This window comes from Demequina sp. NBRC 110056 (genome assembly GCF_002090155.1).
GTDB lineage: Bacteria > Actinomycetota > Actinomycetes > Actinomycetales > Demequinaceae > Demequina.
Window position 1 is genome coordinate 694,901 of sequence record NZ_BBRM01000002.1, and the last position, 17,740, is coordinate 712,640.

Sequence of the window (17,740 nt, forward strand, 5' to 3'; positions counted from 1 at the left end):
GCACGCGCCCTCACCCCTGTGCGAGGTGGGCGCGCACGCCTACTTCCGTACGAGGGTCACCCAGTTCCGCGCCTGCACCCGCGCCGCGTCGATCGCCGCGCGCCGGGCGCGCAGCTCGTCCGACGTGGCGCCGGGCTGGGTCGACGTCTCGTCGTCGAGCGCACCGGCAAGCGCGCGCGTCGCGCTGAGTCCGTGCGCCGCACGCCCGCTGCGCGCCTCCGACGGCGCCGTCTCCTCGAGCTCGTGGAGCGTCCGGTCGAGGTCGATGATGCGGGGCTTCGCCGCCTGCCACATCGCCGCGGCCTCGGCCGCGGTCGGCTTGGAGAGCACCTGGGGCACGAGCGAGTCCTCGAACCACGACAGCTCGGCGGCACCCGCACCCAGGCGCTTGTCCCAGCCGCGGCGCTTCGCGGCGACCGCCCACCACCAGATCAACAGTCCCAGCACGGGGATGGCCAGCAGCAGCCACGGCCACCAGGAGGTGCCCTCGTCGTCGGAGGCATCCGCGTCGGCCGATGCAGTGGGCGTCGGGCTCGGCTCCGCCGTGACCGTCTCGGTCGGCACGGGCTCCGGCTCGGGCTCCTCAGTCACCGTCTCGGTGGGCACGGGCTCGGGGTCCGTGGTCTCTGTCTCCGTCGGCTGCGGGTCCGAGGTATCCGTGGGCTCGGGGTCCGGCCCGTCCGTGGTGCGCGTGATGTCCGGCAGCCGCGACGGGTCGATGTCGGGCAGCTGATCGCACGCGGTCAGCCCCGTGACGAGCGCGAGGCCCAGGAGGACGGAGACGGCGGGCCTGGCGGTTGCTCTCACGAGTTCTCCCGGAGGTCTGGGCTGCAGGGGCTTCGTCGATCGGGTGCCTCGACCCTACCGAACGCCGCGGGCATCCGCCCTGGTCAGGCCGCGGCGAGCCGCTCGACGCCGTCGAGGATCAGCTCGATCCCCACCTCGAACGACGCACCAAAGCTATAGCCGGGCTGCATCGCGTGCTCGGACGCGAAGCGCAGCAGGTGCGGAAACTCCGCCGGATCCAGCATCTCCTCGAGGGAGCCGGCGACCTCCTCGGCATGCGTGTCGGCGTGGCTGTCGCCCTCGCCGCCCGACTCCCCGCCAGACTCCCCCACGCCCAGGTACGCCTCCTGCATCGCGAACCCATAGACGAACGAGTCCAGCAGCGCGTACGCGTGCGCGATGCACCACAGCGGCAGCCCGCCGCGCGTCAGGGCAGCGAGAGTCGCCTCGTGGTGGCGCAGGAGCTCGGGCCCGGGGTTGGAGCGCGACTCGAGCAGCGGGATCGCCCACGGGTGGCGGATCAGCGCCGCGCGCGCCGACTCGCAGCGGCGCAGGATCGCCTCGCGCCACTCCAGCTCCGCACTGGCCGGCTCCATCTCCGCGATGACCCGGTCCACCATCCCGTCGAGCAGCGCCTCCTTGCTCTCGACGTGTCGGTACAGCGACATGGGCTTGGCGCCCAGCTCCGAGGCCAGCGAGCGGATGGTCAGCGACTCGAGCCCGTCACGATCGGCCAGCTCGACGCCCGTCGCGAGCACCACCAACCTGGACAGCTTCGCCCTGGTAGCACGCTGCTTGGGCGCCTCGCTCTGCTTGGTGTTCGCCACGACTTCTCCCGCATCTGTTGACAGTGAGTACTTAGTACGCTTAACCTCAACGCTATCAGGCGTACTTAGTACGCACAACCACGACACACCTGGAGAACGATCGCCATGAACGCGAACCACGCCGACAAGCACAGCGACCTGCACGCCGACAAGGCCACCGGCGCCGCGCAGCTCCGCCTGGTCGTCCACGCCGAGGACCTCGACGCCGCCCTCGCCTTCTACCGCGACGCGCTGGGCCTGTCCCCCGAGCTCGACCTCACCACCGACACCGACGACGGCCCCGCCCGCGTGGTGGTCCTCGACGCCGGCCGCGCGACGCTCGAGCTCATCGACACCCGCCAGCGCCACCTCATCGACTCGCTCGAGGTCGGCCGGGAAGTCTCCCGCGAGATCCGCGTGGGCCTCGAGGTGGCCGATGCGCAGGCCGCCACCGACCGCGCCCTCGCCGCCGGCGCCGAGCAGGTCGCGCCTCCCACCCACACCCCCTGGGGCTCGCTCAACGCGCGCCTCGAAGGACCGGCCGGCCTCCAGCTCACCCTCTTCCAGCAGATCGACCCCGAGTAGCCAGCAACGCAACAGCGACAACTGGAGCACCCGCCCCGGCCCACCACCCACCACCACATCAAGGAGAACCACCATGACCGCCACCGCCCACACCAAGACCAGCAACAGCACCGCCACCCAGCCCTCGATCCCCGAGACCATGACCGCCGCCCTCCACCGCTCGTTCGGTGAGGCGCGTACGTCGGTCGAGATCGCATCGGCCTCCATCCCCTCCCCCGGCCCCACCCAGGTGCTGGTGAAGGTCGAGGCCGCGGGCATCGCCATCGGCGACTGGCTGACCATGCACGGCCTGCCGTACATCGCCCGCCCGTCGTACGGCTTCGCGCGGCCCAAGGCGCCCGTCCTCGGCAACGAGGTCGCGGGGACCGTGGTCGCCGTAGGCGACGGGGTCGCCAGCAGCGCCGATGCGCTCTCCCCCGGCGACCGCGTGCTCGGCTTCGCGCAGGGCGCCTTCGCGGGGTACGCGGTCACGGAGGCCGCTCACCTGGTCGCCACGCCGGACGACCTCGGCATCGCCGAGGCCGCAGCGATCCCCGTGTCGGGCGTCGCGGCGTACCAGGCGCTGACCGACCTCGGCGGCGCGACCGCCGGCGACCGCGTGCTGGTGCTCGGCGCCTCGGGCGCGGTCGGCACCTTCGCCGTGCAGATCGCGAAGGCGCTCGGCATGCACGTCACCGCCGTCGCCTCGGCGCGCAACGCCTCGCTCGTCACCCAGCTGGGCGCCGACGAGGTGATCGACTACGCCACCCAAGACGTCGCCGAGCTGGGCCAGACCTGGGACGTCGTCATCGACCTCGCCGGCAATCGAGGAGTGCGCTCGCTGCGCCGCCTGCTGACCGACCGCGGCACGGCCGTGATCGTCGGCGGCAGCGGCGGGCGCGTCACCATGGGCTTCTCTCGCACCATCCGCGCGATGCTACTGAGCCCGTTCGTGAAGCAGGGCCTCAAGCCGCTGTTCTCGGGTCCCGACAAGGCCGCGCTGACGGCCGTGCGCGACCTGGTCGCGTCGGGCGCCGTCACCCCGGCCATCGACCGCACCTTCCCGCTGTCGCGCTTCGCGGACGCCATGGACCACATCGGCGGCCGTCACACCCAAGGCAAGTCCGTCATCGCCGTCGACGGCTGACGCCGGGCGACACCCCACATCACCTCAGGAGAGACACCATGATCGCCACCGCCACCGACCGCTCCCTCAAGCGCATGAGCCGCGCCGCCGGCGAGCTCTACGCCGCCATCTTCCTGCTCGCTCCCGTCGGCTTCCTCATCGGCAAGTCGCCCATCACGGGCCTCGGTGAGGGCGAGTCCGCGACCTTCGCCATCCTCCAGAACGAGCAGCTGTTCCGGCTCGGCATGCTCGCCGAGGTGGGCGTCGTCATCATCGAGCTGGTCCTCGCGGCTCTGCTGTTCGCGCTGTTCCGTCCGGTGAGCCGCTCGCTCGCCCTGGGCGCGGCGCTCACCCGGGCCGCCGAGGCCACCATCCAGGCCGTGAACCTCGTCCCGAGCTTCATCGCCCTGTCCGCCGCGACCGGCACCGGCGTCTACGCGGAGATGTCCGCGTCCGGGCGCGAGACCGTCGTGCTCGCGTCCATGGCGGCCTACGAGTTCGGCATCCTCGTGTGGGGCATCCCGTTCGCGCTGCACGTGCTGTTCCTGGGACTGCTGGTCGCGCGGTCGGGGCTGATGCCCAAGGTGATCGGCTGGCTGCTCATCGCGGCATCGGCCGGCTACTTCCTCGACTCGCTCGCCCCCGTGGTGCTGCCCGGCGCGGCCGGCGTCGCCGAGACGCTCGTCATGGTGCTCGCCATCCCCGCCGAGCTGTCCTTCGCGGTGTGGCTCATCGTCAAGGGCGTCCGGGCCGAGCGGTGGCGTGAGCTTGCCGCGGAGTCCGACGGGCTGAGGGCCGATGCGCTCGTGGGGTCTCGCGCCGACGTCGCCACGTCCGTGGAGGCCTGAGCACACCCCGACAGACAGCAGTGCCCGGCCGCCTTGTGGCGGCCGGGCACTGGCGCGTTGGTCAGACTTCGGCGGCGAACGCCATGACGCGCAATTGCAGGCTGTCGACTTGCTCCTGGCGCGCAGCCTCAGCATCGAAGCCCTCGTAGAAGGCCCGCGGTGGCCTTCGCGCGTTGCGCGAGCACTGGAAGTCCTCGCACACGAGCACGCCGACCGTGTCGCCGTTGCGCCCGGCCTTGCCGGCACGCTTGGCCGTGTAGAGGATCACGTCGTTGGGCAAGGTGACGTCCTGGCACCACGAGCACTGAGCGCGGACGCGCGGCGTGGATCCCGGGTGGCGCAACACGATGCCGGCGTGGCCGCCGTCGAGCAACGGGATGACCACGTAGGCGCGGCGCTCGAACTTGGGGTCGCGCCAACCGAGGAACTCGATGGCTGCCCAGTCGATCGCGTCGAAGTCGGCGGGCAGGGACAGGTCGTTGACCTCTCGGCGAGAGGCGTTGATAAAGGACGCGCGCAGCGTCTGGTCGGTGAGAGGGAGCATGGGTTGTCACTTTCGGTGACGCCCGGGCGCGGCGTTCGCGCCGAGCGGGCGGAGGTTGTCAGGGGTCGGCGAAGTCAGCCGTGCCTGAGGGGGCACGGCCGGGGCTCTACGACCTGGTGTCGGCGCACACGGCGCCGACCACCTCCTGGATGCTCACCTCTCCAGGGTACGTGAGCAGGTGGACGCCGCTGTCGCATCGGCCCTCCAGCACTAAGGAAGTGCCCCAGAAACGCCTCGGCTCGGGCAGCTGTCGCCACCCGAGCCGAGGAGATCACTGAACTCTGAGGTCAGCGCGAGCGGCGCCCGCCGCGACCCGACGAGAAGTCCGCGGCCGAGCGGTAGCCACCACCCTGCGAGTTGCGGTTGCCCGAGCGGCTGCGGTTGCCGCCGCCCTGGCCGGGCTTCGCGGTCGAGTGACCGGCGTCGTTGCGGTGGCCGTTGGCCGTGCGCGGGCCGGAGCCGGTTGACTGTCCCTGGGCCCCCGCCGCGTTGCCGCGACCGCTGCCGCCACGACGGCGACGACCGCCGCCATTCGAGCCGGCGCCAGCACCGGCACCGCCGCGACCGTTCTGGCCACGGCCGCCGTTGCGGCCGCCACCGTTGCCACCCTGACGCTGCGGCTGCGCCGCGGCCTTCTTGGCGGCGATCGCCGGGTCGACCCACGCGGCGACTTCGCCCACAAGCTCGACGACGGCGGGCGACGTCGCATTGACCTGCACGGGCGCCACACTGATCTTGGCCTGACGCAGCAGCTGCGCGGTGTCGCGCTTCTGCTCCGGCAGCACCAGCGTCACCACGTCACCGGCCGATCCGGCACGAGCCGTGCGGCCCGAGCGGTGCAGGTACGCCTTGTGCTCGGCGGGTGGGTCCACGTGGACCACGAGCTCGATGCCGTCAACGTGCACGCCGCGCGCGGCGACGTCCGTGGCGACGAGCACCTTGGCCTCACCGGACGAGAACGCCGCGAGGTTGCGGTCGCGCGCATTCTGCGACAGGTTGCCGTGGAGGTCGACGGCGGGGATGCCGTCGGCGGTGAGCTGCTTGGCCAGGCGCTTGGCGTGGTGCTTGGTGCGCATGAACAGGACTCGGCGACCCGTGCCGGAGGCGAGGGCGCGGACCACGTCCTTCTTCGCATCGGCGCTCGTGAGGTGGAAGACGTGGTGCGTCATGGCCTCGACAGGGCTCTCGGCGCTGTCGACGCTGTGGGTCGTGGGGTTCGTGAGGAAGCGCTTGACGAGCTTGTCCACGCCGTTGTCGAGCGTCGCCGAGAACAGCAGGCGCTGGCCCTGCGTGGGCGTGGCGTTCATGATGCGGGTGACGCCGGGCAGGAAGCCCAGGTCAGCCATGTGGTCGGCCTCGTCGAGCACGGTGATCTCGACGTCGTCGAGGCTCACGATGCGCTGGCCCATGAGGTCCTCGAGGCGGCCAGGGCACGCCACGGCGATGTCGACGCCGCGGCGCATGGCGACCTCCTGGCGGTGCTGGCTCACGCCGCCGAAGATTGTGGTGGTGGTGAGGCCGTAGGCGGCGGCGAGCGGCGCGATGACGGCGTCGATCTGCGTCGCGAGCTCGCGCGTGGGGGCAAGGATGAGCGCGCGGGGGCGGCCGGGCTTGGCGTGGCCTCCCTTGGCGCCCAGGCGCGCAGCGATCGGCAGCGAGAACGCGAGCGTCTTGCCGGAGCCGGTCTTGCCGCGGCCCAGCACGTCGCGTCCGGCGAGAGTATCGGGCAGGGTCGTGGCCTGGATGGGGAACGCGGCGGTCTTGCCGTCGCGCTCGAGAACCTCGGTGAGCTTGGTGGGCACGCCGAGTTCGGCGAAGGTGTTCGTCATAGGGACGGGTGAGCCTTTCGGGCTACGGGCCGATGCGCGCGCTTTCTTTGTCTGCGCGCGTGAGTTTCCCTGGGCCGGGTTGTCTCGACAACCAGGGCACCGGCGATGGTGGCGAATCGCGAAGGTGTCCGCGTTCGTTCGCCGAAGAGAGGATTTCTACGAGCCTGGCGCTTTTCTGTCCCCTGTTGAGGCCGTTGCGCTGGCGAGAAGTGGAAGCAATCTGCGACGCGTGCCAGCCGATTTTCTGGCTGGGCACAGGTTTAAGGATAGCAGGCAGGTCGCATGCCAGTGCTAGGGCAAAGGCCTCTGGCCTGCGCGTCGCCATCATGAGGTGGTGAATGCGGCCGCCATGGCTTCGACAACCCGGCGGGATCCTGGCGCGCGCGACGCGCACTCACCGCTTGCCCTGCGGGCAGGACCCGTGGCGCGGGTATTTGGGGTTGCGTTGCCGCAAGGGTCACTCCTTTCGTGTTGCCGACTCCCACACGTGACTCGCGCCAGACGTCAGGGCGACGCCGCGCCCCGAAGTGAGCAGCTTCGAGAAATAGGGGCAGGTCAATGGGCACTAGCCCGGCAACCAAACACTGTCGATCTGACCACACGCGTCCGACAGGGCTTGGACTTGCGTACAAGACTCGAGCTGTATCGAATACGGCACACTCCCCGCGCACCGCTGCCCGCTACGGTGATTGCATGGCATCTGATCGTCGCGAGCAAGTCTTTGTGAGTTCAACCTACCTAGACCTCAGGAACGAGCGTCAGTCGGTCATTCAGGCGTTGCTAACGGCTGGTTGCATACCCGCAGGTATGGAATTGTTTGTCGCGGGAAACGACGAGAAGTGGCGCCTCATAAAGCGGGTCATATCCGAGTGCGATTACTACGTGCTCGTCATCGGCGGCAAGTACGGCTCGGTCGACCCTGAGACTGAACTAAGTTACACGGAGATGGAATACGACTTCGCAGACTCCATTGGCAAGCCCGTCATGGCGTTCTTACATGGACAGCCCGGCGAGTTGAAGAGCGACCAGATCGAGCTAGATCCTGCGCCACGTCAACGCCTCAAGGAGTTCAGGGAGAAAGTCGAGGCGGCTCGAGTCGTGCGCTACTGGACCACGCCAGACGCTTTGCCTGGCGAAGTTGCGCTGTCCTTGATTGAGGCCCGAGAGAACTTCCCAGCCGAGGGCTGGGTTCGCGCGTCAAACGCCCTCACGCCAGAAACCCGAACGGAGCTCGCTGAACTACGAGCGCGCGTCACCGAGTTAACTCTCGAGGTCGAAACACGTCGGGCTGCCAGCTTCGAGGCACCCGAGGCGCTCTCACAAGGTGAAGACGAGTCGTCACTCAACCTGACCATCGTCGGATACCTCAAGTCAGAACTGTCGGTTGAAGGGAATGTCCAGTACAACTCTCGCAAACGCACCTGGACTGTTCCGGTCAAACTGACCTGGAATGAGATTCTTGCAGCCGTCGGGCCGACCATGCTTCACGAGGCGGCTGAGACTGAGGTCAAGAGCACCCTCTCCGACCTCCTCGTAGCCCAGGTCAACAGTGACGCGAAACTACTCCCAGACGGTTTTGGACGTCTGTCAGAGAGCCCGACTGTCACAGACCAATCCGTAAGCGACGTTCTCGTTCAGTTCTTCGCGCTCGGCTTGATCGCGCGTGGAGAAAAACAGCGGACTGCCAGCGACACCAACAAGTACTGGGTGCTCACGGAGTCCGGACAAGACCAGATGATGAGAATGCGAGCGCAGCGCCGTACAGAGTAAGTGTGCAGCGAGCAACGAATCGCACCTCAGATCGCGCCTGGCGGTATCAGTATCCTCTGCAGATCGCGTTGGGCAGCTATTTGCGGATGCTGTCCAGCGGCCGTCATAGTGACGCGGTGGCGCGTACGATTCTCTAGCCCTTGCGAGTGACCTTCTCGAGGCCGTGGACGAAGTACGCTCGGTTGTGTCTCACATCTTGCTTCGCCCGAATGGAACTGACGAGCGCTGTCAACGTTGGCGGCGCTGCTGCCGCGGCGACAGACAACGCAGCAATACCTGTCAGCCCTGAAGCCCACGCCGCACCCACCGCCATCCCAAGCGTCTTGGTCGCGTCGCTAGCGGACGAAAACAGGTCGAGCGCATTGCGCTTGAAGGTCGCACCCTCGACGTGAATTCTCATATCAGAGATTGCTGGGGCGACTTCGGCCTCCCATGCGATTTGCAGCAGCCTTCCCTGTTCGAGGGCGTCCGCGTCCTCCAAGTTCGCCGCGGCACTTGTCTCCAGCAGAAACCCTCGGAACGGTTGTAGATATGGATGCAACTCCTCGCGCACTTCAACTACCTCATCAAGCGGCAACTCAGAGAGGCCTCCAACCATCCTCATCAGTTCGACAGCGCCCGAGACGGTGGCGGCAGAGCCGATCTCCGCGGGGGTAGCTCCTCGCACGCCCAAACCGTAGGACACCGCCGGATCGAGCATCACGCCGGCCACGGAGTGAAGGACTGCTGTCTCCATTTGTTCGACCATTCGGTCGCTTGCGGCGTGCTCGCCCACACGCGTGTCAAGGAACTTCTGGTACTGCGTACGCACCGTCGAGTCCCACGGCTCTTGACGGATGACGGTCGTTGGCATGGCATTCAGACGCGCACTCAAAAACGAGTCTGCACGGCTCTTGAAAATCGCGGCCCTCGCACTTGTGAGGGGTTGCACCCGATGCCGGAAGCGGGTCTCGGGCTCGGCCCTATTGCCAGTCTCAGCCCGATGCTTGCGATAAGCGTCAGCGAAGTTGAATTCGTCGATCTCCTCGTCAGTGAACTCTCGGCTAGAGGGGCTCTCCAAGACTCTCTCCCAGGTCTCCATCTCCTCTTCGGACAGCAAGTCCTTGGGGTCGATGCCGTAGCGATCAAGTTGCTCGGGGTCTCGAGATCGAGAGATCCAGAAGGCGAACGCCTTCGCGGGTGCGAACATGCTGGCTGCCGACGCTTCTCGAAACTCGTCGAGGTAGGCATCTACCCGGGTGGTCTTGAGAACCGCGCGGTCCGCCAGGAACAACGCAGGTTTCACAAAGTCCTCGTCATAGCGGACGATCTCGGAAGCGTGCCCGACGCGCTCTTTCCCATTAGGAGCGGGAGTCACAGCATCGAAGGGGCTACTGAAGATGTTGATCTCGTACAAGTACGATTCCCTCCGAACTGCGCCCGGCTTGGACTTCTGTTCTGCACAACGGCCGCTCCACTTGCCTGTCGTACCGCCTCAAGAATTCAGATTACATCGGGCCTTGGGCGCGACAAGTTGCACTGAAACTCTGGCTATTGCGCCGGTATCAGTATTGCGTGTCGAGATGGCGCCGTTCTCGAAGGTTTCATTGTTGCCGAGTGGCGTTGCGGCCCCTATGTTGGCTTTGCCACCCGCCGTAGAAACTTGGAGCTCCGCATGCAGGATAAAGGCAAGTCAGCCCACACTGAAAGCTCTACCTTCACACGTGGCGCCACGGCCCTCGCGATCACGGCCGTCGTCTTGGCGGTAGTCGCCGTTGTTTGCTTCGTCTTCCTATCGGCCAAGGGATCCTGGAGTCACGCTTGGCTGGCCGCAGGACTCGCGATTTCCCTGATAGGGGTGGCCGTGGCTGGAGCGATCTTCGTGCAGCAAGAGAAGTCATCGTCGAATGCAAACAGCAAGTTCGCTGAGATTCTTGACAAACTTGGCGATCGCTTTGAGAGCAGGTTCGACGGAGTTGATCAAGGCATCGATGCAGTCCGCGACGCGCAGGCGGCCCTCTTGGAGAGAGCGCGCTTGGCGGGTCCATCAGTGCCGATGAACGCATCTGAACAGCTGCTCGCCGAACAAGCAGCCGACGGCGACGACATCGACTCAGACTCGTGTGCTACCGAGATCTTCTCGCACGGAGAGAAAGGTGGCGAGCCCTACTTGCCCGATGCCGTGCCGCTCTACGTGATTGCTGATCTGGTCTGGGGCTGGCGACGTGGTGCGGCGGAACCACCGACTTCGAGGCGCTGGCTCCTTCACCAGTTGGTTGGGGCTTCTCGAGCTCCCGGACAGGGGAACAACCCATGGATCGTGACGTTCGAGGACCGCGAAGGCAAACCTAGGGTCTACAGGCTATTTCGCGGGGGCCAGGGCCAGAGTAGACCGTCCGTTCGCGAGATCACTGACGAAGTGTTGGGCGGCGACGCAAAGGGTTGACTCGATGCCGTCGAAGCGCGCTGGTGCCGGCCCGACAGTTCGAGAGAGTTGACATCCGACTCTGGGCACTGCGGCAACGGCCTACCGCAACACGGCCCCAAACTCCGCCTCCGCAGCCCCGATGATCGCCTCACGCACCGCGAGCACCTCGTCCGCGGACAGGGTGTGATCGGGAGCTCGCATCACGACGTTCACGGCCAGCGACTTCTTGCCCTCGCCCACCTGCTCGCCCGTGTAGACGTCGAACACCCGAGCATCCTGAACAACAGAACCGCCCGCGTTGCGGATCACGCGCACCAGGTCGCCAGCCGCGACATCGGAAGCCACCACGAACGCGAAGTCCTCCTTCGCTAGGACCTGCTGCGACACCGGCTCGGCCGCCTGGATCGCACCCTCGGTGGACGCGATCAGGTCGTCGAGCACGATCTCGAACGCCACCGTGCACGCCGGTAGACCGAAGCGCTCGCAAACCTTCGGGTGCAGCTCGCCCGCGTGGGCCACGAACTCGCCGGACTCCAGCCAGTACGTAGCTCCCCTGCCCGGGTGCCACGGCATCCGCGAACCCTGCGTGACGACGACTGAGCCGCCCGCGGCGGCGACGACGCGGTCCACGGCCGCCAGCGCATCGGTCCAATCCCACGCGGTCGCGTGTCCGTTCCAGCCCGCGCGCACGCGGTTGCCCGCCATGATGCCCGCTACACGGCGCGGCTGTCCCGGAAGCGCCTCGTTAAGTGCCTCGACCTCATGCGGCTGGATGCCGCCGTCCGTGTTGTCGACCGTCGGCAGCACGCCGATATTCTTCGCCTGGTACGCCCGGCCCAGCTCGTAGACCGCGACATCCTGCTCGCCGCGGCCCAGGTTGACCTTCACCGCATCCACCAGCGTCGCCAGCATCGTGGTGCGCATGAACGGCTGCTCCGCGCTCAGCGGGTTCGCCAGGCGCACCACGTCGCGGCGCGCGTCCACGTCCGGCACACCCAGCTCATCGAGCCTGGTCTCCGACATGAATGGATAGGTCAGCACCTCGGTGAGGCCGGACTCGGCGAGGGTGCGCGCAATGGACCTGCGCACACGCTGCGAGTGCGTCAGACCGCGACCGGGAGGCGCGACCGGCAGCACCGACGGCAGGTCGTCGTAGCCCTCAAGTCGCGCGACCTCCTCCACGAGGTTGACCGGCTCCTGCAGGTCCGGGCGCCAGGTGGGCGGGGTGACGAGGAGGGACTCCGCATCGCGATCCACCGAGCAACCGACCAGCTCGAGCGCCGCCACGACCTCGTCGGGCGTGTACTCGACGCCCACAATCAGGCTGGGGTACGCGACGTCCATCGCGATCGACGACGGCGCGACGGTGTTGTCGATGTCGAGCCAGTAGTCGTCGATCTCTCCCCCGCCGAACTCCTGCATCAGCGTCAGCGCGCGCTCGATCGCCACCGGCGCGAGCTGCGTGTCGACACCACGCTCGTAGCGACGCGAGGCCTCCGAGCCCAATCGATGCCGTCGCGACGTGCGCGCGATCGTGATCGGGTCCCAATGCGCGGCCTCGAGCAGCACGTCGACGGTGGACGCGGACACCTCGGTCTCGGCGCCGCCCATGACGCCGCCCATGCCGATCGGACGCGCACCGCGCCCTCCGGCCGAGTCCGTCACCATCAGGTCCTCGGTGCTGAGGATCCGGTCGACGTCGTCGAGCGTCTTCAGCACCTCGCCCTTGACCGCGCGACGCACCACGATGGGCTCGACGACCTTGTCCAGGTCGTACGCGTGCAGCGGGTGGCCCAGCTCAAGCATCACGTAGTTGGTGACGTCCACCGCGAGCGAGATGGGGCGCATGCCCGCCTGGTCGAGGCGACGCTTCATCCACGACGGCGACTCCGCGGCGGGGTTGAACCCGCGCAGAACCCTGGCGGCGAAGCGGTCGCAGCCCACGGTGCCCCGAATGGGCGCGTCGTCCTCGATGGCGACCTCGAAGACGCCCTCAGCGAGCGCATCGGCCGTCCGGGCGCCCGTCACCTCGATGGCGGCGGGGTCACGGAAGACCTGCCCCGTGCTGTGGCTGTACTCGCGCGCGACGCCGCGCACCGAGAAGCTGTAGCCACGGTCGGGGGTCACGTTGATCTCGAGCGTCTCCTCGTCGAGTCCCAGCAGGGAGATCGCCGATGCGCCCGCCACCAGCTGGTCCTCGCTCACCAGTCCGGGGTAGGTCACCTCGGACTCGCCCGAGGGCGAGGCGAGCACGATGATGCCGTCGTGGTCCTCGCCCAGGGCGAGCTCTTTGGCCGAGCAGATCATGCCGTCCGACCAGTGGCCGTACGTCTTGCGGCCGCCGATCTGGAAGTTCCCGGGCAGCACGCCGCCGGGCAGGATGCAGACCACCCAGTCGCCCTCGTGGAAGTTGTGCGCACCGCACACGATGCCCTTCGAGGACGGGTAGTCCTCCTTGTTGTCGGGCTTGTGCCCGGGCCCGGCGGGGTCGTTGTGCTCGCCCACGTCGACCCGGCAGTAGTTGACCGTCTTGCCGTTGGACGCGGTCTCCTTGACCAGGCTCATGACGCGGCCGAGGACCAGCGGACCGGAGACGCCACCGCCCTCGATCCCCTCCTCCTCGAGGCCAACCTTCGCGAGTGCGGCGGCGACGTCGACGGCGGTGTGGCCGTCGACCAGGTCCACGGACTCCGCGAGCCACTGAAGCGGAATCTTGGGCATTACAACTCCATCCCGAACTGCTGGGAGAAGTGCACATCTCCCTCGACCATGTCACGCATGTCCTTCACACCGTGGCGGAACATCAGGGTCCGCTCGATGCCCATGCCGAACGCGAACGCCGTGTACTTGTCCGGGTTGATCCCGGCGGCACGCAGGACGTTGGGGTGCGTCATGCCGCACCCGCCCCACTCGATCCAGCCGGTTCCCGAGCACGTGCGGCAGCCGCTGTCCTCGCCGTTGCAGACGAAGCAGCGCAGATCCATCTCCGCGCTGGGCTCCGTGAACGGGAAGAAGCTGGGGCGCAGGCGCGTGACGGCGTCGGGGCCGAACAGGCTGCGCGCGAAGGCGTCGAGCGTGCCCTTGAGGTGGGCCATGGTGAGGCCCTTGTCGACCGCGAGGCCCTCGATCTGGTGGAACACGGGCGTGTGCGTCGCGTCGAGCTCGTCGGTGCGGAAGGTCTTGCCCGGGCACACCACGTAGATGCCGCGGCCCTCATTCTCCAGTGCGTCGCGGCGCTCGAGCGCGGCGCGTACCTGGACGGGCGACGTGTGAGTGCGCAGCAGCAGACCCGACGTGGGCGGCTGGATGAAGAACGTGTCCTGCATCTCGCGCGCCGGGTGGTCCGGATCGAAGTTGAGGGCGTCGAAGTTGAACCACTCCGCCTCCATCTCCGGGCCCTCGGCGACCTCCCAGCCCATGGCGACGAACGTGTCGCACATGCGCTCCTGCATGGTCTCCAGCGGGTGGCGTGCGCCCTGCAGGTGGCGGTTCACCGGGAGGGTGACGTCGACCGTCTCCTCGACGAGGACGCGCTCGTCGCGCTCGGCCTCGAGGATCGCCTGGCGACCGGCGATCGCCTGGTTCACCTGGGCGCGGGCCTTGCCCATGGTCTTGCCGGCGGTGGCCTTGTCGGCCGGGTCGAGCCCGCCGATCTGCTTGTTCGCCGCAGTGAGCGGGGCCTTGTCGCCCGTATGGGCGAGCCGCGCCTCCTTCAGCTCATCCAAGGTGGACGCGAGGGTGATGGCTGCGAGCGCATCGGCCACAGCGGCCTCGACGGCATCGCCATCGAGCGGTGACAGGTCAGTCATGAGTGCCAATCCAGGGGTTGGGGGTCGGAGGGAAGTCTACCGGCGCGTCCTGGCGGTTGATCGGCGCTGATCCTCGCCCTTGAACCGGCGAAATGGATCCATTTCGCTGGTCTAAGGCGGTAGAGCGACGAGAATCGACCGCGGGGAGTGCGTGCCCGGCGCGGGGCGGCCCAGGGGTTCTCCCTGGGCCTAGATAAACAGCGAAGGTGCGGTGCGCTGCGGCGCTCCCGACTCCCGCCGCACGGCGGCGCGGGCCATGGTGGCCCGGTGCTGCTCGCTCGTGCTCATGGGGCCAGCGTAGCGTGCCTTCGCGGCGCCGCTCCCCCGTCTCCGGTGCCTTGGCGTCCTGATGGTGCGTGGCTGTCGGCTCTGGGCGTGGCGCGTCACCTGATGGCGACTGAGCGACGTCGGTCCCGCACCGCGCATCGTTGCGACGCTATTTCATGCCAGAGTGAAGTACCCGAACACCACTTCCCGTGCCGCGCGAGCGGGCTCGGGTTAGCGTGGGGAGATGATCGAAGTCGGCAGCGTCATCCACACGTCCACCGCCCCGCCCGAGGCGTTCTTCGAGCGCTGGGTGGATCTGCCCACGCATCCCGAGTGGGCGTCCTCCATGGAGTGGTTCGACGTCGAGACGCCCGTGGCGCTCGGCTCACGCGGCACCGCCAAGTCCGTGGGCAACGACCCCGCGCCCTTCGAGGTGACCGCGCTCGAAGCGCCGCATGTCTACTCGGACACCACCGTGGTCGCTGAAGACATCGACGGCAACGCCACCACCCTCACCGTGCACCACGAGGCGCGGCCGCTCGAGAACGGCAGCCGCGTCGAGATCCGCGCGTGGCTCGACGGCCCTCAGGGCCGCGAGCTCGAGATGGAGATGCGCGCCGTCCTCGAGCGCGCGCTCCCCCAGGACCTCGCCGCCCTGGTGGCGCTCGTCGAGGGCCGCGACGTCGCCGAAGGTGAGCCGCATAGGCTCGACCCGAACCGCGCGGGCCCGAGCGCGCATCGGCCGCCCAACCCCGAGATCCCCGACCCCGGAGCCGATCCGACCAACGGGTGACGCGTCAGCGTCAGAGCATGCCCGCCAGGACGTAGAGGATGATGGCGCCTGCGATCGTGTTGACGATGGGCAGCGCCATGCGCACCGCGCGCGGCATCTGCGGGTTCTTGACCGCGAATACGTTCATGAAGAACAGGATCAGCGCGAGGATCATCCCCGGGAACCCGAACACGACCAGCACCAGCGGCAGGAACATCAGGATCTTCTCTGCCAGGGAGGCGTGGCCGCCCATCTGGTAGACGTCCTGGCCGTCCATCACGAGCTTCTGGAAGCCCGGCAGGATGCCGCGCGACTCGAGCTTGCCGGTGGAGCCGTTGCGCATCGGGATGGGCCAGTGGCCCTTCGCGCGCTTGATGGGCTGCCCGTCGATGAGCACCTTGTAGAAGACGCCGTCCGCGCCCTCGAGCGCCACGTTGCCGCGCGCGCCGGCGATGTCCAGTGCGACCGTGTTGTCAGCCATCAGTTCCCTCTCGATCCAGGCGGCACCCTAGCATCGCCGGATTACGCGCCGTAGACGCGGCCCTTGCCCTCGCGCTTGCCGGCGACCAGCGCATCGTCCGCCCGGCCCATGAGCCCGTCGAGCCCGTCCTCGCTCACGGTCGTGGCGTAACCAGCGGTGACGCCCACCTCCTCGCCCCCGAAGACGCGCGTGTTGAGGGCGTGCTCGATGTGGTCGCGCATGCGGGCGACGACGTCGAAGGGCTCGTCGTTGCGGCGCAGCACCAGGACCGCGACGAACTCGTCGCCGCCGGTGCGCGCCGCGAGGTCGCCGGCGCGCACGTTCTCGCGCAGCGCCAGCGCCACCGTCTCGAGCGCATGGTCGCCCGCCTCGTGACCATAGGTGTCGTTGAGCAGCTTGAAGTTGTCGAGGTCGAAGGCCACCGCGAGCACCCGGTCGCCTCGTGCCGCCGCCTTCTCCACCAGCGCAGAGCCGCGGCGCAGCAGCTCGTGGCGGTTCGCGAGCCCCGTGAGCTGGTCCGTCGCGGCGCGGTCGCGCATCGCGCGCAGCGGGCGCCACACGCGCAGCGCGAGCAGGAGCGCGCCGATCGCGATGACCAGCGAGAACAGCGTGATCGCCACGACCGTCGCGGTGAGGCGGTCGAGGCCCGGCGACAGGTCGCCCTCGTCGGCCTCGATCTCGAGGATCCAGTCGAGGTCCTCGTCGGCCTCGAACGCTCGCGTGAGGAAGATGCGGTCGCCCTGCACGTCGTAGCGGGTCTCCCCCGCACCCAGGTCGTCGGCGGGAGTCGTGAGCCCGAGGTCGTCGGCCGTGAGCACGCGGCCCTCGGCGTCGACCGTCTCCTGCAGCAGCTCGAGCGCCTCGGGCGGCGCCGCGACGATCGCTCCCGACGGCGCGAGCACGTATGCCCGCGCACCGTCGCCGATGGGCAGGTCCGCGAGCACCTGGCTGAGGCTCGTCAGCTCGAGGTCCGCGCCGACGAGCGCGACGAGGTCGTTGCCCACCTCGGCCGAGCGGGTCGCCGACACGAGGCCCTCGCCCCCGCCGAACTACACGTACGGATCCGTCCACTGCGTCCCGCCGCCCGCGCTGCCCTGCAGGTACCAGGGCCGCTCACGCGGGTCGTAGTCCACCACCTGCTCGGTCTCGCCCAGCAGCTTGAAGCGCGCGTCGTAGTCGCGCAGCACCGTCGCCTCGCCGGGACCCGCGCCGATCTGCACGTCGAAGCCGCTGCCATCACGCCGCACCACGAGGTACGAGCCGTCGGGCCGGCCCACGTAGATCGCGCGCACCGACGGCTCGCGCACGAGGCGCTGGTAGATGGACCCGAGGAGCTCGGTGGTCTCGATCTCCGGCGTGCGCTGGATCTGCGCCGTCGTGCCGTCGACGACGTCGCGGGCTGCCTCCGCGTAGCGAGCCACCCGCTCGGCGGTGAGGTCGCCCACATAGCTGAACGTGTCCCGCGCCGCGTCCTCCGACAGCCGCGTCGCGGCGATCCCCGCGGCCACCGTCGTCACCATCTGCAGCACGAGGATGCCGACCACCATCGCGGCAGCGATGAGGAAGCCGCGAGAGCGGCTGAGACGCCGCAGGCGACTCACAGCAGGGGACATACGTCGACTTTACGGAGCGCGGGGGCCGCTCTCAGGACGATTCTGAGTGGAGTTGGTCACGAAGGGGCCGGTTTCACGTCCTCCGGGACGCCCGCGAACGGGCCGCAGCAGCGCCGAT

Annotated in this window: 16 protein-coding genes; 6 read left to right on the top strand and 10 right to left on the bottom strand. The window is 68.3% G+C overall.

Annotated features, from left to right (window positions below; genetic code table 11):
* Positions 1–39: 39 nt before the first annotated feature.
* Positions 40–807, bottom strand: a complete 768-nt coding sequence (locus B7K25_RS03250; protein WP_084104152.1) for a hypothetical protein — start codon at positions 805–807, stop codon at positions 40–42.
* Between the two features lie 83 nt (positions 808–890).
* Complete coding sequence (locus B7K25_RS03255; protein ID WP_234988055.1) at positions 891–1,613, bottom strand: TetR/AcrR family transcriptional regulator; 723 nt, start codon at positions 1,611–1,613, stop codon at positions 891–893.
* A 105-nt stretch (positions 1,614–1,718) separates the two neighbouring features.
* On the opposite strand from B7K25_RS03255, the gene B7K25_RS03260 reads away from it, so the two are divergent.
* The 3 genes from B7K25_RS03260 (at position 1,719) to B7K25_RS03270 (ending at position 4,130) form a co-directional block, all read left to right on the top strand.
* Positions 1,719–2,177: a glyoxalase/bleomycin resistance/extradiol dioxygenase family protein gene (locus tag B7K25_RS03260; RefSeq protein WP_084104154.1), complete on the top strand. Its 459-nt coding sequence runs from the start codon at positions 1,719–1,721 to the stop codon at positions 2,175–2,177.
* A gap of 73 nt (positions 2,178–2,250) precedes the next feature.
* Positions 2,251–3,303, top strand: a complete 1,053-nt coding sequence (locus tag B7K25_RS03265; protein WP_084104156.1) for an NAD(P)-dependent alcohol dehydrogenase — start codon at positions 2,251–2,253, stop codon at positions 3,301–3,303.
* Between the two features lie 38 nt (positions 3,304–3,341).
* The gene (locus tag B7K25_RS03270; protein WP_084104158.1) at positions 3,342–4,130 is read left to right on the top strand and encodes a DUF4386 domain-containing protein; all 789 of its coding nucleotides are present in this window, start codon (positions 3,342–3,344) and stop codon (positions 4,128–4,130) included.
* Positions 4,131–4,191: 61 nt separating this feature from the next.
* Here the strand turns inward: B7K25_RS03270 and B7K25_RS03275 are convergent, their stop codons facing one another.
* Complete coding sequence (locus tag B7K25_RS03275) at positions 4,192–4,674, bottom strand: FBP domain-containing protein (protein WP_084104160.1); 483 nt, start codon at positions 4,672–4,674, stop codon at positions 4,192–4,194.
* A gap of 287 nt (positions 4,675–4,961) precedes the next feature.
* Positions 4,962–6,503 (bottom strand): DEAD/DEAH box helicase, encoded by a 1,542-nt coding sequence (locus B7K25_RS03280; RefSeq protein WP_084104162.1) that lies wholly within the window; start codon positions 6,501–6,503, stop codon positions 4,962–4,964.
* Positions 6,504–7,196: 693 nt separating this feature from the next.
* On the opposite strand from B7K25_RS03280, the gene B7K25_RS03285 reads away from it, so the two are divergent.
* Positions 7,197–8,273, top strand: coding sequence for a DUF4062 domain-containing protein (locus B7K25_RS03285; RefSeq protein ID WP_159450094.1), 1,077 nt, complete (start codon positions 7,197–7,199; stop codon positions 8,271–8,273).
* 133 nt (positions 8,274–8,406) lie between these two features.
* On the opposite strand, the gene B7K25_RS03290 is transcribed toward B7K25_RS03285, so the two are convergent.
* Positions 8,407–9,669, bottom strand: a complete 1,263-nt coding sequence (locus B7K25_RS03290; RefSeq protein WP_084104166.1) for a hypothetical protein — start codon at positions 9,667–9,669, stop codon at positions 8,407–8,409.
* A gap of 258 nt (positions 9,670–9,927) precedes the next feature.
* Here B7K25_RS03290 and B7K25_RS13510 point away from each other — a divergent pair, with 258 nt between their 5' ends.
* Complete coding sequence (locus tag B7K25_RS13510; RefSeq protein ID WP_144018817.1) at positions 9,928–10,698, top strand: hypothetical protein; 771 nt, start codon at positions 9,928–9,930, stop codon at positions 10,696–10,698.
* A gap of 81 nt (positions 10,699–10,779) precedes the next feature.
* Here B7K25_RS13510 and pheT read toward each other — a convergent pair whose 3' ends face one another.
* Positions 10,780–13,401 carry a phenylalanine--tRNA ligase subunit beta gene (gene pheT, locus B7K25_RS03295; protein ID WP_084104168.1) on the bottom strand — a complete coding sequence of 874 codons (2,622 nt, stop codon included), beginning with the start codon at positions 13,399–13,401 and terminating at the stop codon, positions 10,780–10,782.
* Positions 13,401–14,489, bottom strand: coding sequence for a phenylalanine--tRNA ligase subunit alpha (pheS, locus tag B7K25_RS03300; protein WP_084104170.1), 1,089 nt, complete (start codon positions 14,487–14,489; stop codon positions 13,401–13,403). Before pheS ends, pheT begins: the two co-directional genes overlap by 1 nt.
* A 511-nt stretch (positions 14,490–15,000) precedes the next feature.
* Here pheS and B7K25_RS03305 point away from each other — a divergent pair.
* Positions 15,001–15,549 carry an SRPBCC family protein gene (locus B7K25_RS03305; RefSeq protein ID WP_084104172.1) on the top strand — a complete coding sequence of 183 codons (549 nt, stop codon included), beginning with the start codon at positions 15,001–15,003 and terminating at the stop codon, positions 15,547–15,549.
* A 10-nt stretch (positions 15,550–15,559) separates the two neighbouring features.
* Here B7K25_RS03305 and B7K25_RS03310 read toward each other — a convergent pair whose 3' ends face one another.
* The 3 genes from B7K25_RS03310 to B7K25_RS03320 are packed head-to-tail and all read right to left on the bottom strand — an operon-like array spanning position 15,560 to position 17,622.
* The gene (locus B7K25_RS03310) at positions 15,560–16,009 is read right to left on the bottom strand and encodes a hypothetical protein (protein WP_084104174.1); all 450 of its coding nucleotides are present in this window, start codon (positions 16,007–16,009) and stop codon (positions 15,560–15,562) included.
* A 41-nt stretch (positions 16,010–16,050) separates the two neighbouring features.
* Positions 16,051–17,037, bottom strand: a complete 987-nt coding sequence (locus B7K25_RS03315) for a diguanylate cyclase (RefSeq protein WP_084104176.1) — start codon at positions 17,035–17,037, stop codon at positions 16,051–16,053.
* 21 nt (positions 17,038–17,058) lie between these two features.
* Positions 17,059–17,622: a hypothetical protein gene (locus B7K25_RS03320; protein WP_144018818.1), complete on the bottom strand. Its 564-nt coding sequence runs from the start codon at positions 17,620–17,622 to the stop codon at positions 17,059–17,061.
* Positions 17,623–17,740: the final 118 nt, after the last annotated feature.

Bases quoted from the DNA above. Each gene is read 5' to 3' on its own strand.
- pheS (WP_084104170.1), bottom strand. From the start codon at position 14,489: ATGACTGACCTGTCACCGCTCGATGGCGATGCCGTCGAGGCCGCTGTG.
- B7K25_RS03260 (WP_084104154.1), top strand. From the start codon at position 1,719: ATGAACGCGAACCACGCCGACAAGCACAGCGACCTGCACGCCGACAAG.
- B7K25_RS03310 (WP_084104174.1), bottom strand. From the start codon at position 16,009: ATGGCTGACAACACGGTCGCACTGGACATCGCCGGCGCGCGCGGCAAC.
- B7K25_RS03275 (WP_084104160.1), bottom strand. From the start codon at position 4,674: ATGCTCCCTCTCACCGACCAGACGCTGCGCGCGTCCTTTATCAACGCC.
- B7K25_RS03270 (WP_084104158.1), top strand. From the start codon at position 3,342: ATGATCGCCACCGCCACCGACCGCTCCCTCAAGCGCATGAGCCGCGCC.
- B7K25_RS03305 (WP_084104172.1), top strand. From the start codon at position 15,001: ATGATCGAAGTCGGCAGCGTCATCCACACGTCCACCGCCCCGCCCGAG.
- B7K25_RS03320 (WP_144018818.1), bottom strand. From the start codon at position 17,622: ATGTCCCCTGCTGTGAGTCGCCTGCGGCGTCTCAGCCGCTCTCGCGGC.
- B7K25_RS03285 (WP_159450094.1), top strand. From the start codon at position 7,197: ATGGCATCTGATCGTCGCGAGCAAGTCTTTGTGAGTTCAACCTACCTA.
- B7K25_RS03265 (WP_084104156.1), top strand. From the start codon at position 2,251: ATGACCGCCACCGCCCACACCAAGACCAGCAACAGCACCGCCACCCAG.
- pheT (WP_084104168.1), bottom strand. From the start codon at position 13,401: ATGCCCAAGATTCCGCTTCAGTGGCTCGCGGAGTCCGTGGACCTGGTC.
- B7K25_RS03280 (WP_084104162.1), bottom strand. From the start codon at position 6,503: ATGACGAACACCTTCGCCGAACTCGGCGTGCCCACCAAGCTCACCGAG.
- B7K25_RS13510 (WP_144018817.1), top strand. From the start codon at position 9,928: ATGCAGGATAAAGGCAAGTCAGCCCACACTGAAAGCTCTACCTTCACA.